The organism is Pseudomonas entomophila, from assembly GCF_013523165.1.
Taxonomy (GTDB): domain Bacteria; phylum Pseudomonadota; class Gammaproteobacteria; order Pseudomonadales; family Pseudomonadaceae; genus Aquipseudomonas; species Aquipseudomonas entomophila_A.
On sequence record NZ_JAAMQI010000029.1, the window covers coordinates 24484 to 40753 of the forward strand.

The 16270-nt window shown below is 65.7% G+C and carries 12 protein-coding genes; 4 read left to right on the plus strand and 8 right to left on the minus strand.

What is annotated here, in order from left to right; genetic code table 11:
• Positions 1-549: 549 nt before the first annotated feature.
• The gene (locus G7Z99_RS17910) at positions 550-1221 is read left to right on the plus strand and encodes a lipopolysaccharide kinase InaA family protein (protein WP_258197078.1); all 672 of its coding nucleotides are present in this window, start codon (positions 550-552) and stop codon (positions 1219-1221) included.
• Between the two features lie 118 nt (positions 1222-1339).
• Here the strand turns inward: G7Z99_RS17910 and G7Z99_RS17915 are convergent, their stop codons facing one another.
• Together G7Z99_RS17915 and G7Z99_RS17920 are read right to left on the minus strand one after the other, a co-directional pair.
• The gene (locus G7Z99_RS17915; RefSeq protein WP_181096151.1) at positions 1340-2686 is read right to left on the minus strand and encodes an MFS transporter; all 1347 of its coding nucleotides are present in this window, start codon (positions 2684-2686) and stop codon (positions 1340-1342) included.
• 265 nt (positions 2687-2951) lie between these two features.
• Complete coding sequence (locus G7Z99_RS17920) at positions 2952-3752, minus strand: hypothetical protein (protein WP_181096153.1); 801 nt, start codon at positions 3750-3752, stop codon at positions 2952-2954.
• 215 nt (positions 3753-3967) lie between these two features.
• Between G7Z99_RS17920 and G7Z99_RS17925 the strand changes: the two genes are divergently transcribed.
• Positions 3968-5074, plus strand: coding sequence for a Gfo/Idh/MocA family protein (locus G7Z99_RS17925; protein ID WP_181096155.1), 1107 nt, complete (start codon positions 3968-3970; stop codon positions 5072-5074).
• 139 nt (positions 5075-5213) lie between these two features.
• On the opposite strand, the gene G7Z99_RS17930 is transcribed toward G7Z99_RS17925, so the two are convergent.
• The 4 genes from G7Z99_RS17930 to G7Z99_RS17945 form a co-directional block, all read right to left on the minus strand.
• A complete protein-coding gene (locus tag G7Z99_RS17930) occupies positions 5214-6968 on the minus strand; it encodes a glycoside hydrolase family 15 protein (RefSeq protein WP_181096175.1) in 1755 nt (584 codons plus the stop codon).
• 284 nt (positions 6969-7252) lie between these two features.
• Entirely contained in the window at positions 7253-8026 is a 774-nt protein-coding gene (locus G7Z99_RS17935) for a ParA family protein (protein WP_181096157.1), read from the minus strand.
• A gap of 178 nt (positions 8027-8204) precedes the next feature.
• Positions 8205-9254, minus strand: a complete 1050-nt coding sequence (gene uvsE / locus G7Z99_RS17940; RefSeq protein ID WP_181096159.1) for a UV DNA damage repair endonuclease UvsE — start codon at positions 9252-9254, stop codon at positions 8205-8207.
• Between the two features lie 47 nt (positions 9255-9301).
• Positions 9302-10849 carry a sensor domain-containing diguanylate cyclase gene (locus G7Z99_RS17945; RefSeq protein ID WP_375139169.1) on the minus strand — a complete coding sequence of 516 codons (1548 nt, stop codon included), beginning with the start codon at positions 10847-10849 and terminating at the stop codon, positions 9302-9304.
• A gap of 330 nt (positions 10850-11179) precedes the next feature.
• Between G7Z99_RS17945 and G7Z99_RS17950 the strand changes: the two genes are divergently transcribed.
• Positions 11180-13306, plus strand: a complete 2127-nt coding sequence (locus tag G7Z99_RS17950; RefSeq protein ID WP_181096163.1) for a putative bifunctional diguanylate cyclase/phosphodiesterase — start codon at positions 11180-11182, stop codon at positions 13304-13306.
• Here G7Z99_RS17950 and G7Z99_RS17955 read toward each other — a convergent pair.
• Positions 13303-13563 carry a DUF1652 domain-containing protein gene (locus G7Z99_RS17955; protein ID WP_181096165.1) on the minus strand — a complete coding sequence of 87 codons (261 nt, stop codon included), beginning with the start codon at positions 13561-13563 and terminating at the stop codon, positions 13303-13305. The genes G7Z99_RS17950 and G7Z99_RS17955 overlap by 4 nt on opposite strands.
• A 471-nt stretch (positions 13564-14034) precedes the next feature.
• Between G7Z99_RS17955 and G7Z99_RS17960 the strand changes: the two genes are divergently transcribed.
• Positions 14035-14880 (plus strand): site-specific integrase, encoded by an 846-nt coding sequence (locus G7Z99_RS17960; RefSeq protein ID WP_258197080.1) that lies wholly within the window; start codon positions 14035-14037, stop codon positions 14878-14880.
• Between the two features lie 28 nt (positions 14881-14908).
• Here the strand turns inward: G7Z99_RS17960 and G7Z99_RS17965 are convergent, their stop codons facing one another.
• The gene (locus tag G7Z99_RS17965) at positions 14909-15769 is read right to left on the minus strand and encodes a CAP domain-containing protein (RefSeq protein WP_181096169.1); all 861 of its coding nucleotides are present in this window, start codon (positions 15767-15769) and stop codon (positions 14909-14911) included.
• Positions 15770-16270: the final 501 nt, after the last annotated feature.

The following is a 16270-nucleotide window of genomic DNA, read 5'->3' on the forward strand; positions in this document are numbered from 1 at the left end:
CAGGCCGCTCGGTCACCTGGATGAGTCGCTGGTCAGCTTTGAACTCGGAGGAAACGGCTGCTGACGCATGAAGCGAAATGCCCGTCCACTGCTGTGCCAAGGGCGGTACTACCCATCATGATGGACCCGTTGAGCCTGAGCATTTTCCGGCAGCGTCTGGCACTGTCCAGCGCTTTGGGTCAGGTGACGCCTGCATCGCGGGCAAGCCTCCACAGAGGGCCAACCAGTGAGGGGCACCAGGCAGTTGATTGGAATGAAGGCCAGTGGGAGCTGGCTTGCCAGCGATAGGGCCCGAGCAGGCGGCGCCTGCATCGCGGGCAAGCCTGCTCCCACAAGGGGCCAATCAGTTGGGAAGCACCAGGTAGTTGAGTGGAATGAAGGTCATTGCCTACACGTCCACGTACAAGCGTCTGTCAGTCTTTGCCCGCGTACCCGAGGGAAACCAGACCCCATGAGCGCTTGTCAAACGGCGCGGCCACGCCGATAGTGAGCTGTTTTCAATAAAAATGCAGATGTCCTGACAGGGCAGAGGTTCTGATGACACACGATATGACGACTGAGCCAGGGCTTCCATGCCCGCCGGTCAAGGACATCCTGAGCGCACCGGGTGAGTGGGTCGAACCACCGAACGTGCGCCGAGGTGGCGAGAGTGGCGTACTGCGCGTCGCCCTCGGCGGCCTGACGTTCTACAAGAAGCAGCAGGTGGGCCACATCTACCGAAGCCTGCTGCACCCCTTCGGTTACCCGACGGTCGCCCGAGAGGTCAGGGCCATCCGCGCCGCTGGCGCTCTGGGCGTGACCACGCCGTCGCTGGTGTACAGCGACGTGCACAAGCAGTCGGGCGAATGGCAGGCAGTGATGGTGACCGGCGCGCTGGAAGGGTACATGTCGCTGGAGGACTTCTACGCGCAAGGGTTGGACAAGACCGTAGGGCACGCGCTTCACCACGAAATCCTGGAAGCCTACGGACGCACGCTGGCGAAGCTGAACCTCGGGCGCTGGCAGCATGGCTGCCTGTACACCAAGCACGTGTTCATCGACGCGCGCCAGCCGGGCATCAAGGTGGCCTTGCTGGACTTCGAGAAAGCCCGCCGACGGCTCACGGCCAAGAAAGCCAGTCGGCATGACCTGAGGCAGGTCAAGCGCCGCTCGGGATGGCAGGAGCCGGAGTGGCAGGCGTTCTACAATGGCTATCGCTACGTGTTCGGCGCGGCGGCCTGAGGCCGACCGGTTACACCGGTAACGACGCCATCGAAGCCTGCTGCCAGCCTGCTGCGGCCTTGGGCACCCCCTGGCGCCACAAGGCCGCGTCCGCGTTCACACGCGGACAGGCCTGCCTTCAGGGCATGGATCGCCCCTTCATCCACCCCGTTTTCTCGTCACCCCCACCGATCTCGTCGTGCAGCGAGATCCGTGAGGTCTCTGGCAGCCCAAGGCCGCCCGCCATCGCCACCAGCGCGATGACCACCAGGTAGAACGCCGGCGCCAGGCTGCTGCCCGTTGCGCTGATCAGCCAGGTCGCCACCAGCGGCGCGGTGCCGCCGAACAGGGTGTAGGCCACGTTGTAGGTGATCGCCGAGGCGGTGTAACGGGTGCGCGTCGGGAAGGTTTCCGACAGCAGGGCCGCCGTGACCACACCACTGAGCAGTGCGCCGATGGCCAGCAGGACCACGCCGACGATTGCGGCTGCCACCGACCCTGAGCTGGCCAGCCAGTAGGCCGGGAATACGCAGAGCATCACCCACAGGCACGTGAACCCGATGGTCTTGCGCCGGCCCACGCGGTCGGAGAAGGCACCGGCCAGGGGGCAGGCGAGCGCGGCGAACAGCAGCGCCACGGTCGACACCAGCAGCGACTGCGCGCGAGTCAGGTGGCCGACCAGCTGCAGGTAGGTCGAGAAGTAGGTGGTGAACATGTAGAACGACAAGGCCGTCAGCGAGATGAACGCGCCCAGGTTGCGCATGGCCCGGCCGTGATGACGCAACGTGTCCTTGAGCGGTGAATGCTCGGCGACCTTGCCCTCGCTCATGGCTTCGCGGAACGCCGGGGTTTCTTCCATGCGCCAGCGCAGGTACAAGCCGACGATGCCCAAGGGCGCGGCGATCAGGAACGGAATGCGCCAGCCCCAGCTGGCCATCGCCTCGCTCGACAGGCTCGCTTCCAGGCCGTAAGCCAGCACCGCAGCGCAGGCAAAGGCCGAGAAGGTCGAGACCGGCACGAAACTGCCATAGAACGCGCGTCGCTCACGCGGCGCGTGCTCCATCAGGTAGGCGCAGGCCCCGGCATACTCGCCGCCTGCGGAGAACCCCTGGATGCAACGCGCCAGGGTCAGCAGGATCGGCGCCAGGATGCCGATGCTCGCATAGGTCGGCAGCAGGCCGATCAAGGTCGTCGAGCCGGCCATCAGCAGGATGGTCAGCGACAGGATACGCTTGCGGCCCAATCGATCTCCGAGCGCGCCGAAGACGATGCCGCCCAGGGGACGCAGCGCGAAGGCCACCGCGAAGACCGCGAAGGTCTTGAGCAGGGCCACGCTGGCGTCGCCGCTGGCGAAGAACTGGCTGGCGATCAGCGTGGCGAGAAAGCCGTAGACGGCGAAGTCGAACCATTCGACGAAGTTGCCGACGGCGGCAGCGGCGATGACCCGGCGCAAGGTGGCCGGTGGTACGTCATGGGGTGTGGACATGCGAGTGCTCTCCCGATTCTTGTGCATGCCGTGGGCCTGCGAGGGCCTTGGGCGTGTTGTTGTGATGAGACGGATCAGTGAGGCAGGGGTGGGAAGGAGGGGTGTGCCTTGTTATTGGAGGTGCGCTGCCAGGGCAGCAACGCCCTGGCATTTGGGCGCGAACCATCATAGGAGCAGGGTCCGGGACAGGTCCATGCCTGACAGCGACCGGTGGTGTCGCATGCGCGCCGAGCCTGCGGCACCGGCGGGCCGGCATGGGTGACAGTCAGGGACGGTCGACGCTCCAGGGCGCGTAGTCCAGCTGCACCGTACCTGCGACGCGGCCGTCTTCATCGCGCGGCAGGTCCGGCACCGGCTTCAGGTCCAACCCTGTGCAGCGACGCATCAGGCGTGCCTGCAGGTCGGCATCCGGTCGAAACGCATCGGGCCGTGCGGCCAGGGGCGTGAGGTTGACGACACAGACCTCGATCGTGCCGTCGGCATCGGTGCGGTACAGCAGGCTCGCCCGGCCGATGCTGTCGACCCGTTCGCCCGCCAGCACCTGCTGGCGCATGAGGGTCTGCAACGCCCCACGCGCGTACGCCCGTGCCCCGTCGGCCTCGGTCCGGACAATCGGTTGCATCACCAGGGGCGCGATGATTTCGAGCGGGCCGTCGGCGTCACGCAGGGCCGCCGGCACGATCGGGTACACGCTCTTCCAGCACTGGTCGATGACCAAGCGCTTCAGTGCAGGGGGGCTGGCGGACGTGCCCGTCCGATTGGCCGCCAACAGCAACGGTGCATCACGCACACGATCGACGGGCAGCAGCTCACACCCGATGGTGCTGTTGTCAGCGGCCAGGCGGATCTTCAGGCGCAACACGCCGCTCAGGTTCCGAACGTTGGCCTGGGCCATGTCACGCATCAGGATCGCTTGGGCATGGCGCGTGAACAGGTCGGCCGCTTCCAGGTCGGCGGCGGAGGGCGGCGGTGTGGGACGCGTCTGACAGCCCATGAGCCAGGTGGTCATGCACAGCAGCGAGGTAGCGAAAGCGAGGCGGGTGGCGCGGTAGGGCAGAGCGAACATCGAGCTTCCTTGGCATGGGGGCGTCTGGGACGGGTGAAAACGTGCGGCCAGAGCCTAGATCATCGGCGCCTGAACGAAAATCGGGCTCGTAACGGCTTTTTTCCTGCAAGCGATGCGCGAAGCGGCCAGCGGGCGACGCGAGAATTTCTGAACTCGTCCGGCATGCGTTTGCCCACACCTCTAGAGCCTTACACCCTATGACGAAGGAGCACTACATGCCCAACCCAGATGGCAAGATCCGTTATGCGGTCGTTGGTGGCGGTTCGATCTCCCAAGGGGCATTCATGCCAGGCGTGGGTCAGACCGACAACTCCGTGATGACCGCGCTGGTCACTGGCGACCCGGAGAAGGCCGACAAGCTGGCCGGCCTCTATGGCCTGAAAAGCTACACCTACGAGCAGTTCCCCGAGCTGCTCAAGTCGGGCGAGATCGACGCGGTCTACGTCGCCACGCCGAACTTCCGTCACACCGAATTCGTGGTCCCGGCCCTCGAGGCCGGCATCCATGTGCTGCTGGAAAAGCCCATGGCCGCCAGCCTGGAAGACTGCGAGCAGATGAACGCGGCCGCTAAGCGCTCGGGCGCCAAGCTGATGATCGCCTACCGGCTGCATGCCGAGCCCGGCACGCTGGACATGATCGAGCGGGTCAACAAGGGCGATTTCGGCGATGCCCGGCTGTTCACCTCCACCTTCACCCAGACCGTGCGCCCGAGCAACCACCGTGCGCAGTGCGGCTTCGCTGCCGGGCCGGTGCCGGACATGGGGCCGTACCCTCTGAACATGGTGCGCCAGCTGTTCAATGCAGAGCCCATCGAAGTGAGCGCAGTGGGCGTGCGTTCCCCTGGCAGCGAGGTCAACACCTGGGACACGGTGACGGTCTCGCTGCGCTTCCCGCAGGAGCGCCTGGCCCAGTTCACCCTCAGCTACACCCTGCCCAGTTCCGAGCGCTTCCAGTTGCTGGGGACCCAGGGTGAAATCGAGGCGTCGCCGTGCTTCGGCTACGGGGAGGGCGTCGGCATCGCCTACCGCGCCACCTTCGACGATGACACCACGGTGCACACCTTCCCGGTGGTCGATCAGTTCGCAGGCGAGACGGCCTATTTCTCCGACTGCATCCTGCAGAACCTGCCGGTCGAACCGTGCGGCGAGGAAGGCTGGCGCGACGTGCGCGTGATCGAAGCCATCGAGCGCGCCCTGGAGACGGGCCAGCCGCAGACGCTCGAACCCCTGGCGCCCAAGCCCCATGCCCGACGCGACCAGCAGCGCAAGTTCCCGCTGGCCAAGGTGCCGGAGTACGTCGACACCGAGGATCCGACCCAGTGAAAAGGTGAGCGGTAAGCGGCGAGCGGACGGCAGGGCGATTCGCCAGGCATCCACAGGATGTCGAGGCGACGCCAAGGCTTGTAGCTTGTAGCTTGCAGTAGCGGCTTGCGTCCTACTGCAAGCCGCTCCCGCCGCTTCTCTATCGCTCCGGGTTGATCCCCGCCAGGCTGCACGCTGCGCCCAGCAGGGCCAGGTGGGTCAGCCCCTGGGGCAGGTTGCCCAGGAAGTGGCCCGTGTCGGCCTCGACCATCTCCGAGTAGATACCTACCCCACGATGCAGCCCGGCGACCGCGTCGTCGAACAGATGGCGTGCCCGTGCGCCTTCACCCAGCAGGTTGAACGCCTGCACCATCCAGAACGTGCAGGCCAGGAAACAGGCTTCTTCCTCGTGCACGTGGCTGTAGCGGTAATGGAACGCGCCATGGCGCAGTTCGTCGTCGATGGCTTCGAGGGTCGAGCGCAGCCGCTCCTTGTTGGGGTAGCCGAAACGCACCGCCAGCGCCAGCGAGGCATCCACCTCGTCACTGCCCTGGTGGAAGCTGTAGGCCTGGCGGCGCTCGCTCCAGCAATGGGTTTCGATCCAGTCGTAGACCCGCTGCCGCTCACGGTTCCAGCGATCGCGACAGGTGGTCGGCAGGTGCCCGCCATCGGCCAGTTCCACGGCGCGGCTCAAGGCTTGCCAGCAACTGATCTTGGACATGGTGTAGTGACGCGCCTCGGGCAGTTCCCAGATGCCGCAGTCGGCCAGGCGCCAGCTGTCGGCGCAGCGATCGGCCAGCTCCGAGAGCACCCTGGCGCTGGAGGCGTCGAGGATGTTGCCCTTGTCGATGAAGCACCGCGCGGTCTCGAAGATGTCGCCGAAGATACCGTGCTGATGCTGGTCCACCGCGCGATTGCCGACGATGGGCGGGGAGTGCTTGTAGCCAGGCAGGTCGATGGGTTCGGAGGTCTTGCCCAGGCAGCCATCGAGGGTGTAGCAGACTTGCGGGCCGTGCTCGCCCAGGCGCTTGAGCAGCCACTTGAACGCAGCCTGCGCCTCGGGCAGCGCACCGATGCCGATGAAGGCCTCGATGGTATAGCCTGCGTCGCGCACCCAGGCGAAACGGTAGTCGTAGTTCTTGTCGCCCCCGATGCGTTCAGGCAGGGAAGTGGTCGCGGCGGCCATGATCGAGCCGCTGGGGGACGACAGCAGCAGCTTGAGGGCCAGCGCGCTGCGCACGACCAGTCCCTGATCGTCACCTTCGTAGAGCAGGCTCTCGGACCACTGTCGCCATTCCTTGTCGGAGCCGTCGATGCGCGCGTCGATCAGGTCCAGCGGGGGCACTACCAGGGGCTCGTCGTACCCGGCGACCAACGCCACCACCTCACGCTCGCCCTGTTGCAGGGTGATGAACGCCTGCAGGCCCAGGTCGTCACGGCGCTCGACACGGGTATGGGCGCCGTGCAGGAACGTGCCGAGCACCTGACCGGCATGGAATACGCAGCCGTTGTCGTTGGGGGTGAGGTAGGGCGCGATCTTGTTGGCCTGGGTGCCGAACGCCATGGTCACTTCGAACACCACCGTGCCTTCCAGGCATTCGACACGACGCGCCAGCTCCGCCCAGGGCAGGCGTCCGGCCGGGCCGCTGTTGAGCGACTCGACGACCCGCGCCTTGCCACCGGCCGTGCTGAACACGGTTTCCAGCACGTTGCTGCCAGGCAGGTAACGACGTGCCACGGTGAAGGCGTCCTGCGGACGAAGCTGGAAATACCCGCCCGTGTCCGGCGCCAGGAGGCGGTCGAACAGGGGCGGCGAATCCATGTGCGGCACGCACCACCAGTCGATGCTGCCATCCCACCCGACCAGGGCGACCGAGCGGCCATCGCCCAGTGCGCCATAGGCTTCCAAGGGCAGGTAACCGTCCGCGTCGCGCACCGGGTCGGCGTGCTGCCATCGAGCCATCGAAGAATCGTTCATGAAGCCCCACTTTGCCAGAGGATAGAAAGCAGTGGGCACCGTGGACCCAGACGCGTCTTGCACCTGCAGGCCTGAGGTCAGGTTCGTAGGCGTCGGCGTATCGACAGTCGCTGCAACGCGCACTGCCTGGCGCACCGGAGGCCGCGTCTGCTCAATGATGCCCTTTGGCTATCGACCCACGACGCTGCGCAGGGTTCGGCTTTTCGCGCGATGCGCCCTGTTCAGGCATGGCTTTCCAGGCGTTCGAGCAGGGCGAAGAACTCGTGCGTCAGGCGATGCCGGGGCGCAAGGTGCGCCAGGGGCGTCGAGCATTCATGGGAGTCGCGCATCTTCACCGAATGGCTCAGGTACGTGGGCAGCACCGGCAGGCCCTCGGCGATCAACTGCTCGACCAGGGCCGGGTGCAGCGTCGTGCGCCCGTCGAACTGGTTGATGACGATCCCTTCCACCACCAGGTCTTCGTTGTGGTCCTGGCGCAACTCCTCGGCATGGGCCATCACCTGCAGCAAGGCCTGGTGGGAGAAGCGGTCGCAGTCGAACGGGATCAGCAGCCGGTCGGCCGCGACCAGGGCGCTGAAGGCATAGAAGTTCAACGCCGGGGGCGTGTCGATGTAGATTCGTTCGTAGTCCTCGGACAGCTCCAGCAGCAGCTTGCGCAGCTTGTTGATCTTGAACTTGCTCTCCAGCCGTGGCTGCAGGTCGAGCAGCTCGGCGCTGGCGGTCACCAGGTGCAGGTGGTCGTGTCGGGTCTCGGTGATGGCCACGCGGTTCTTCAGGCCGGCGGCCTTGCCGGTGAGTGTCTGCTTGAAGAAGTCGACGATGCCGGGGGGCGTCTGCTCGCCGCTCAAGCCGGTGAGGTAGTGCGTGGCATTGCCTTGGGCGTCGAGGTCGACCAGCAGCGTGCGGTAGCCCTGCGCGGCGCTGCACGCGGCCAGGTTGCAGGCGATGCTGGACTTGCCCACGCCCCCTTTTTGATTGAAAACGACGCGGCGCATCAGAGTTGCCTTCCGTGAGGGGCCTGCTGGCCAGAGGTGACGGTCGTCACGATGAAAAGAGGTTATGACGTACAGGTGACAGTTTTAAGACAGGCGCGCCCGATCGACGGGCTCGGGCGGGTTCGGCAGCGAGCCCGGGTACCGAATGGCCCAGGGCCGAGGCAGACGGTTCGTGGGCTCAGGGCACGCCCTGATCGGCCGAGGCCTGCACCAGGTAGCGCTCGTAGAACGCCTGGGTCGCCAGGTTCTTGTGCTTGGCCTCGAACATCATGTCGAACCGGTCCAGAAACGCCAGCGCATAGCGGTTGGTCCAGTCGTTCCACATCTGCTCGCTGTGCGGGTACAGGTCGCGCTTGTTGACCTGCTCCAGCAACACCGGCATCTCCAGCTTGTGCTCGGCATCGAACCCGAGCGCCTGCAGACGTTCGGGCGGCTGGGAGTAATGCATCGTCGGCCGTACGTCGCGCCAGCTCTCGACGATGCGCGCCACCCGGGCGCCGTGCGGGTCGATGTAGTCGCTCTCGTGGATCCAGCAGTGGTGGATGTCGAGCACCACCGGGGCCAGGTCGGCCAGTTGCAGGCAATCGTCGACGCCATAGGTCTTCTCGTCGTTCTCCAGGGTCAAGGTGTTGCGCGCCACCTCTGACAACCGGGGCCAGACCGCGCGCATGCCTTCGACGCCCAGGCGCCCGGCGATGTGAACGTTGCACTTGAAGTCCTGGAAGCGTCGGCCATACCCCATCATGCGGATCATGTCGGCGTGGTACTCGAACTCGGTCAGGCTGTTTTCCACCACCTCCGGCCGGTCCGAGGCCAGCACGCAGAACTGGCCCGGGTGGAACGACAGGCGAATGCCCGCTTCACGGGCGTACTCGCCGATCCGTGCGAACCGCGCTTCGAGCAGGCGTTGGACGGCAGGGTCCTGATAGAACGGCGCCACTTGCGGGTGGCTGTACAGCGGCAGCAGGTCACTGCTCAGGCGCACCATGTGCAAGGCCGGCGGCAGCGTGTTGACGTGCTTGAGCAGGCGCAGTTGAGCCTCGAGGTTGTGCTTGACGACCTCCAGCAACTTGGCGCGCGCCGTGTCCACACTGGTGCTGTTGATCCAGCGCAGGGTGGTGGTGCGGGGGTTGAAGGTACGCTCGAGGGCCTCCAGTTCCTTGTTCGGCAGGTTGCGGTGAGAGTGGCGGTACTGGCAGGCAAAGCCCAGGCGGGCAGGTGAGGGCATCGTTGGCTCCTGGTTCGGACGTCTTCGGTAGACCACACCGGCAGCGCTTACGCTCCTTCGGGTTCGACCGATGCATCCGTCGGGTCATGTCGAGGCAGGTCGTCGCCACTCACCACCTGGTTGCGTCCGCCGCGCTTGGCCATGTAGAGGGCGCGGTCCGCCTGGCTCAGCACGTCCACTGGGGTCAGTGGGCCATCGGGGTGCCAGTGCGCCACACCCAGCGATACCGTGACCGTGCCGATCGGCTCGATCAGCGTGCTTGCCACGCACAGGCGCAGGCGCTCGGCGACCGCCAGCGCCACGGCCTGGCTGGCGCTCGGCAGCAGCATGAGGAACTCCTCGCCCCCGGTGCGGCACAGCAGGTCACCTTCGCGACACCCGGCGCGCATCAAGTCGGCCAGTTGCCGCAGCACCTGGTCGCCGACCTCGTGACCCTGGGTGTCGTTGACCCGCTTGAAGTGGTCGACGTCCAGCACGATCACCGAGAACCCTCGGCGCTCGGCGTCGAGCACGGCCAGCGCCTGCTCCAGCCCGCGGCGGTTGACCAGGCCGGTCAACGGGTCGGTCTGTGCATCGCGGTTCAGCCGGCCGATGCGTTCATGCAGCAGGTTGAGCCCGAACAGCAGGGCGCGCTTGAGTTCCTCGGCCTCGAAGTACCAGGCCCGCACACGCTGCAGGCGCTCACGGGTGTCGGCATGGTCCATCTGCCGTGCGCCGGCCGCCAGTTGCCACAAGGGCCGGGCAATGACCAGCGCCAGCCACCACAACAGCGCGATCCCCAGCAGCACCAACGGCGCCGACAGCTCGAGCATGCTCAGCACCAGGCCTTGCAGCGGGGCCAAGGTCATGGCCTGTGGCTGCTGCGCGACGATCCCCCAACCGGTACTGGGCACGGTAGCGAAACCGGCGAGCATGGGCACGCCTTGACTGTTGATCAGGCTGCGCGTGCCGCTGGTGTGCTCGGCCAGTTCATCGAGCATGACATTGCCCTTGACCTGAGTGCCCACCCGCGCCGGATCGGGGTGATACAGCAGACGCAAGTGGCGGTCGACCACGTAGAGGTAGGAGCCGTCCTTGTAGAAGTGCTCGCCCAGCAGCGTGCTGAAGAGGTTGGATTGGTGCAGGTGCAGGCTGCCGCCGACATAGCCCAGGTACTGGCCATCGGCGCCATAGATCGGTTGCGACAGCACCACGACAAGGTTGTTGGCCACCGACAGATAGGGCGTGGAGATGATCGGCCGACGTTCGTGCAAGGCCTCGCGTGCGCCAGGTGTTCGCAGCTGCCGACCAACCGCAGAGTGCAGGGTAGCTGGCGAGATGGCCCGCATGACGCCGCGTGCATCGACGGCAAAGGTGGAGTTGAATGCGCTGCTCTGACGCAACAGGCGGTCGACTTCGGCAGCCAGGGCCTGGTCGTCGCCCATGTGGCGCGCCTGGACGCTGGCGCTGACGGCCAGTTGCTTGAGCGCGCTGGCGATGAAGGCCTCGGTGGTCGACGCCAGCTTTGCCGCATACACCCGGTTGGACTCCAACGCATGATCGATCAGCAACTGGCGCTGCACACGGTAGCTGGCGAAATAACTGGTGCAGAGCATGACCAGCACCGTCAGCGCGGAAAGCGACAGTATCAGTGTGCGCAGCGTTAGACGGGGGGCTCGCTTGACGTTCGGCAAACCTGGCCTCGGAAAGCGGGGAGTGAGGGCGCTACCTTAACCGGTTCAGGTCGAATGGGCCATTGGTCGAGCAGGCACAGGGCAGGCGTCGACGGCATGAGACGCGGTCAAACGCACCGTTCATCATCCATTGGCAGGCACTATGACATCATTCATCTAAATCATCGTGCGTTTCATCAATGGCTGAGTACACTGATTGCTCATCAGGCCAGCCAGGGAACCATGGCGCGCCCTTCGTTCGTGGATCTTGGCATGCTCACAAGTACCTATTCGTTCTCACTGGTCGCCATCTCGCTGGGCGTGGCGATCCTGGCGTCGTACACCGCACTTGACCTGAGTGGCCGAATCGCCACCGCGCGCGGGCGTGTCGCCTATGTCTGGATGGGCGGCGGCGCCCTGGCGATGGGCGTGGGTATCTGGTCCATGCACTTCATCGGCATGCTGGCGTTTCGTCTGCCGATCGAGCTGGGCTACGACGTGGGGCTGACCGCGCTTTCGCTGCTGATCGCCGTCCTGTCGTCGGGCTTCGCCCTGTGGCTGGCCAGCCAGCCACGGCTGCCGCTGCCACAACTGGGGCTAGGCTCGATGATCATGGGCAGCGGCATCAGCAGCATGCACTACACCGGTATGGCCGCACTGCGCATGCAGCCGGGCATCGACTACGATCCGACCTTGTTCATGGCGTCGCTGGCCATCGCCGTCGGCGCCTCGGCGGCCGGGTTGTGGATCGCCTTTCGGCTGCGCCAGCACACGCCCTACGTGCGGCCGATCCGTGCCGCGGCGGCCGTGTTGATGGGGGGGGCGATCGTCGGCATGCACTACACCGGCATGGCCGCGGCCAACTTCCCCGAAGGCAGCGTGTGCGCCGCGATCGCCAGTGGCTTGAGTGGTTCGGGGCTGTACTACACGGTGCTGGTGACCACCTTGGCAGTGATGGCCGTCGCCTTGTTGACCTCGGTGCTGGATGCGCGCATGCAGGTGCGCACTGCGCAACTGGCGGGCTCGCTGAAGCGGGTCAATCAGGAGCTTGTCGAGTTGAGCCTGCATGATGCCCTGACCGGCCTGCCCAACCGGGCGCTGCTGATGGAACGCATCGACCAGGCGATCGAGCGGGCCGATGCACAGGGCGGGTGTTTTGCGCTGATGTTCATCGACCTGGACGGTTTCAAGCCGATCAACGATGCCTATGGCCATCACCTGGGCGATCAGGTGCTCAAGGCCGTGGCCGCGCGGTTGCGGGCCGCTCTGCAAGCGCGCGACACCCTGGCGCGCATCGGCGGTGACGAGTTCGTGCTGTTGGCACAGCTGCAAGGCCCGGACGATGCGCTGGACCTGGCCGCGCTTCAGGTGGAACTGGTCTCGCGCCCGTTCGACATGCTCGACCAGCGCCTGGTCATGTCCGCCAGCCTGGGCATCGTGGTGTACCCAGGTAACGGTCAGGACGCGCACGAGCTGTTGCGCAATGCCGATGCGGCCATGTACCACGCCAAGGGCAACGGCAAGAACGGCTACCGGTTCTTCGATGCGTCGATGAACAGCAATGCGCGCCTGCAGGTCCAGCTGATCCAGGACTTGCGCGTGGCCTTGGAGCAAGACCAGTTCCGCCTGCATTACCAGCCCAAGTTCGAGGCGGCCACCGGCGTGGCGATCGGCGCCGAGGCCCTGCTGCGCTGGCAACACCCGGAGCATGGGCTGTTGTCACCAGACCGCTTCGTGGGCCTGGCCGAGAAGACCGGGCTGATCGTGCCCATCGGCGTCTGGGTGCTGAACGAAGCCTGCCGGCAGATGCGCGCCTGGATGGACATCGGGTTCGAAGGCTGGCGCATCGCGGTCAACCTGTCGGCGATCCAGTTCTGTCATCCTGGTCTGCTCGGCAGTGTGGAGCGTGCCCTGGTTCAGAACCGGCTGCCTGCCAATTGCCTGACCCTGGAGATCACCGAGACCACGGCCATGCACGATGTGGATGCGAGCCTGGTGGTGCTCGGCAGGCTCGCCGAGATGGGCGTGGACCTGTCCATCGACGACTTCGGCACCGGCTATTCGAGCCTGATGTACCTCAAGCGCCTGCCCGCCAACGAGCTGAAGATCGACCGCGGCTTCGTGCGTGACCTGGAGCACGACAGCGACGATGCCGCGATCATCTCGGCCATCGTCGCCCTGGGGCAGGCCTTGGGCCTGCGCATCGTCGCCGAGGGTGTGGAAACCGAAGCCCAGCGAGCGTTTCTCACGCGCTTGGGCTGCGATGCGTTGCAAGGGTATCTGCTGGGGCGACCGGTTCCGGCCGAGGCGTTGCCGGCCAGCGTCGTGCGCGAGGTGATGCCGGTCATGCTGGACGACGCAGCGCAGGTCGCCCAGCGCCCGCTGCCAGTGGTGCGCTAGCCGGCGTGGCGCAAGGTGCAGTAGGGCACGAAGGCTTCCAGCTCCGCCTCCACCGCTTCGATGATGCGCTCGACATCGGCAGCGGCCATGATCGCCGTGCAAGGGATACCTGCGACTGCCAGCAGCGTTTCACCGCTGGACCGGTCGAAGACGCGCACGATCAGGCTGCGGGGGGCATCCATGGTGGCTTCGAAGCCCAAGGGGTGGAAGTGCCAGCGCATCACTTGGCACGCGTTGGGAAACGTCATCTTGTTCACGGCCAGCCTCCTTGTCCACGAAGTCGAACACGGCGATGGCGCTACCGATCCTCGGTCTGCGCGAAGAGTAACGATAGCACCTGGAGGCCCATGTTCCGGTACCGATCGTGACAGACGCGTGAACGTTGGGGCGACGCGCGTGCTTCAGGGCGCATGACGAAGCGCTGCACCGCGCGTGCAGACGTCTAGCACGCAGGTCCTGGGCTGGCAAAAGCCGATGGCGGCATGAGCGGGGACGATGACTTTCCGACCGGCGGTCAGCACAGGGGCGCAACGAACCCGGCGAACCTGCGGATCGTCTGCGGATGTCGAATGGGTTACCATCCCGTGTGGCTCCGCGCCGAGGCGCTGGCGGGTGGAGCCGATTTCCAAGCGTTCATCCCGCGTGCACAGGACCTCGTTTTGCCCAGTCTTCCGCTCAACCCGCTGTCGCACTACCTCGCGCGTCTGGCCCCGTCCAGTCAACTGACCATGCGCTACGTCCTGCAGGACGTCGCTGACCGCCTGGGGTTCGACGATTGCGACGTCCTCGACGTGCCCTGGCACCAGCTCGAGGCCGGGCACGTGATCGGGCTGGTGGCCGCCTTGCGCGCCGATGGGTTCGCGCCCAACACCTCGTCGCTCTACGTCAACGCCGTGCGCGGCGTGATGAACGAAGCCTGGCGCCTGGAGCTGATCTCCCATGACCGGTTGCTCAAGATCCGTGAGGTCAAGCCGGCCGCAGGCAGCCGACTGCCCCCTGGGCGCAACTTGCGCCGCAGCCTGATCCGCGAGCTGATGGACGTCTGCGCTGCCGACCCCAGGCCGCAAGGCATTCGTGATGCCGCGATCATCGCGTTGCTGTACGGCACGGGCATGCGCAAATCGGAGTCGGTGGACATCGACCTGGGTCAGGTGGATTTCGAGGAACGCAGCGTGCAGGTGCTGGGCAAGGGTAACCGTCAGCTGATCAAGTACGCGCCGCCTTGGGTCTTCGAGCGACTCCAGGCCTGGCTGAGCTTGCGTCGCGACGCATTACCCCCTGGCGTGGAGGACGACAGCTTCCTGTTCAACCGCATTCGTCGGGGCAACCACATCACCCGTGCGCGCATCACCAAGCATGCCATCTACTACATCGCCCGTCAGCGGGGCGCCCAGGTCGGTATCAAGATCATGCCCCATGACTTCCGACGTGCCTTCATCACCCGGGTGATCGAAGAACACGACCTGTCGATCGCTCAGAAGCTCGCGCACCACGCCAACATCCAGACCACCGCCAGCTATGATCGGCGTGACGACAACGAGCGTCGGCGCGCGGTGGACCGTTTCGACTATTGAGTGACCCGGCGCTGCGATCGCGCTTGCGTCACTGTGGCGTACCGAACAGGCCGGTCCAGTAGATGCCGGCATCGCTCTTGGGGTCCACGGCATAGGCGGCCCCCAATTCGGTGAAGTCCGGGTTCATCAAGGTCGCGCAATGCCCAGGGCTGGCCAGCCAGCCATCGACCACCTTGCGCGGCGTGTCGCGGCCGGCGGCGATGTTCTCGCCGATCTGCTGGTACAGATAGCCGGCCAGCTCGGCACGGTCACCTGGCGTGCGGCCTTCCTTGTCGATGTGGTCGAAGTAGTTCTGATTGGCCATGGCGCGGGTATGGGTGGCGGCCACCCCTGCCAGGGTGGTGCTCCAGGTGAGGGCGCCGGCCTGGGCGAAGGGTTGCCCGCCGCACTGACGTGGCAGGCTGCGCGCGGCGTTGATCTCCTGAAGCAGCTTCTGGCCTTCGACCTGCCAATCGCCCAGGCGCCCACTGAGCAGCGGGCGGGCCAGGACGATGCGCCAGTCGCGGCCCTCCTGGCTGACGCCGATGTCGACGAATTGCGGGTCGAGCACGACCTGGCAGAAGCTTTCCTCGATCACCTGCATCGCCGCCTGGGCATTGCGGGGGCCGGACAGGCTGATGGCCTGGACATTGACCATGGGGTAGGCCGCCTGGGTCATGGCCTGCTGCAGGTCGCGCGTGCCCTCCGGGGACAGCGCCAGGCGCGTGTCGCTGTTGAGCGGCGCCAGCTCCAGGGAGGCTTCGCCACCGCAGGCCTGGGTCTGGCTGCGGTAGTGGTTGATCGAATCGATCAGCTGCGTTTCCTCGCCGCTCAGGGCATGGGCCGGCGCACAGGGCATCAGGCTCAGGGCCGTGAGCGCCAAGGCGGCAGCGGATGACAACACGCGCATGAAGATCTCCCTATGACTGGCAGCGGCCCGAGGCTGCGGGACCATCCTACACAAGCCGTTTGCGTTTGGCCCGGACTGACGTGCACGATGGCCACAGGCAAGAGTCGGTAGACCGTCGAGGTCGTGAAAAGTGCGGTGTGGGGCGCATGAAGTCTTCACCCTGTGTGGCGCGTGGCGCGTGGCGCGTGGCCCGGCGCCATCGCCGGCAAGCCGGCTCCCACAGGATGTGCTGAGACCGCCGTATCCATGGGGCTTGCAAGCCCACGTATGGCTGGAGGGGTTGAATGGCTGATTCTACGGCCCCTGCGGGGCCGATCGTGGCCGGTCCTACAGATGGACCGCAGCACTGATTTGCCAGGATGCTACCGTTCTTTTGTAGATACCGTCTTGATCCTCACATCGCAAGTGCGATCTGAGGGTCGAATGGTTTGTCGGATTTCACCACGCCATACACCAGGTGCAGCAGCTTGCGCATGGCCGCACAGACGATCTGTTTGTACG

Bases quoted from the DNA above. Each gene is read 5' to 3' on its own strand.
- G7Z99_RS17910 (WP_258197078.1), top strand. From the start codon at position 550: ATGACGACTGAGCCAGGGCTTCCATGCCCGCCGGTCAAGGACATCCTG.
- G7Z99_RS17915 (WP_181096151.1), bottom strand. From the start codon at position 2,686: ATGTCCACACCCCATGACGTACCACCGGCCACCTTGCGCCGGGTCATC.
- G7Z99_RS17920 (WP_181096153.1), bottom strand. From the start codon at position 3,752: ATGTTCGCTCTGCCCTACCGCGCCACCCGCCTCGCTTTCGCTACCTCG.
- G7Z99_RS17925 (WP_181096155.1), top strand. From the start codon at position 3,968: ATGCCCAACCCAGATGGCAAGATCCGTTATGCGGTCGTTGGTGGCGGT.
- G7Z99_RS17935 (WP_181096157.1), bottom strand. From the start codon at position 8,026: ATGCGCCGCGTCGTTTTCAATCAAAAAGGGGGCGTGGGCAAGTCCAGC.
- uvsE (WP_181096159.1), bottom strand. From the start codon at position 9,254: ATGCCCTCACCTGCCCGCCTGGGCTTTGCCTGCCAGTACCGCCACTCT.
- G7Z99_RS17945 (WP_375139169.1), bottom strand. From the start codon at position 10,849: ATGCTCTGCACCAGTTATTTCGCCAGCTACCGTGTGCAGCGCCAGTTG.
- G7Z99_RS17950 (WP_181096163.1), top strand. From the start codon at position 11,180: ATGCTCACAAGTACCTATTCGTTCTCACTGGTCGCCATCTCGCTGGGC.
- G7Z99_RS17960 (WP_258197080.1), top strand. From the start codon at position 14,035: ATGCGCTACGTCCTGCAGGACGTCGCTGACCGCCTGGGGTTCGACGAT.
- G7Z99_RS17965 (WP_181096169.1), bottom strand. From the start codon at position 15,769: ATGCGCGTGTTGTCATCCGCTGCCGCCTTGGCGCTCACGGCCCTGAGC.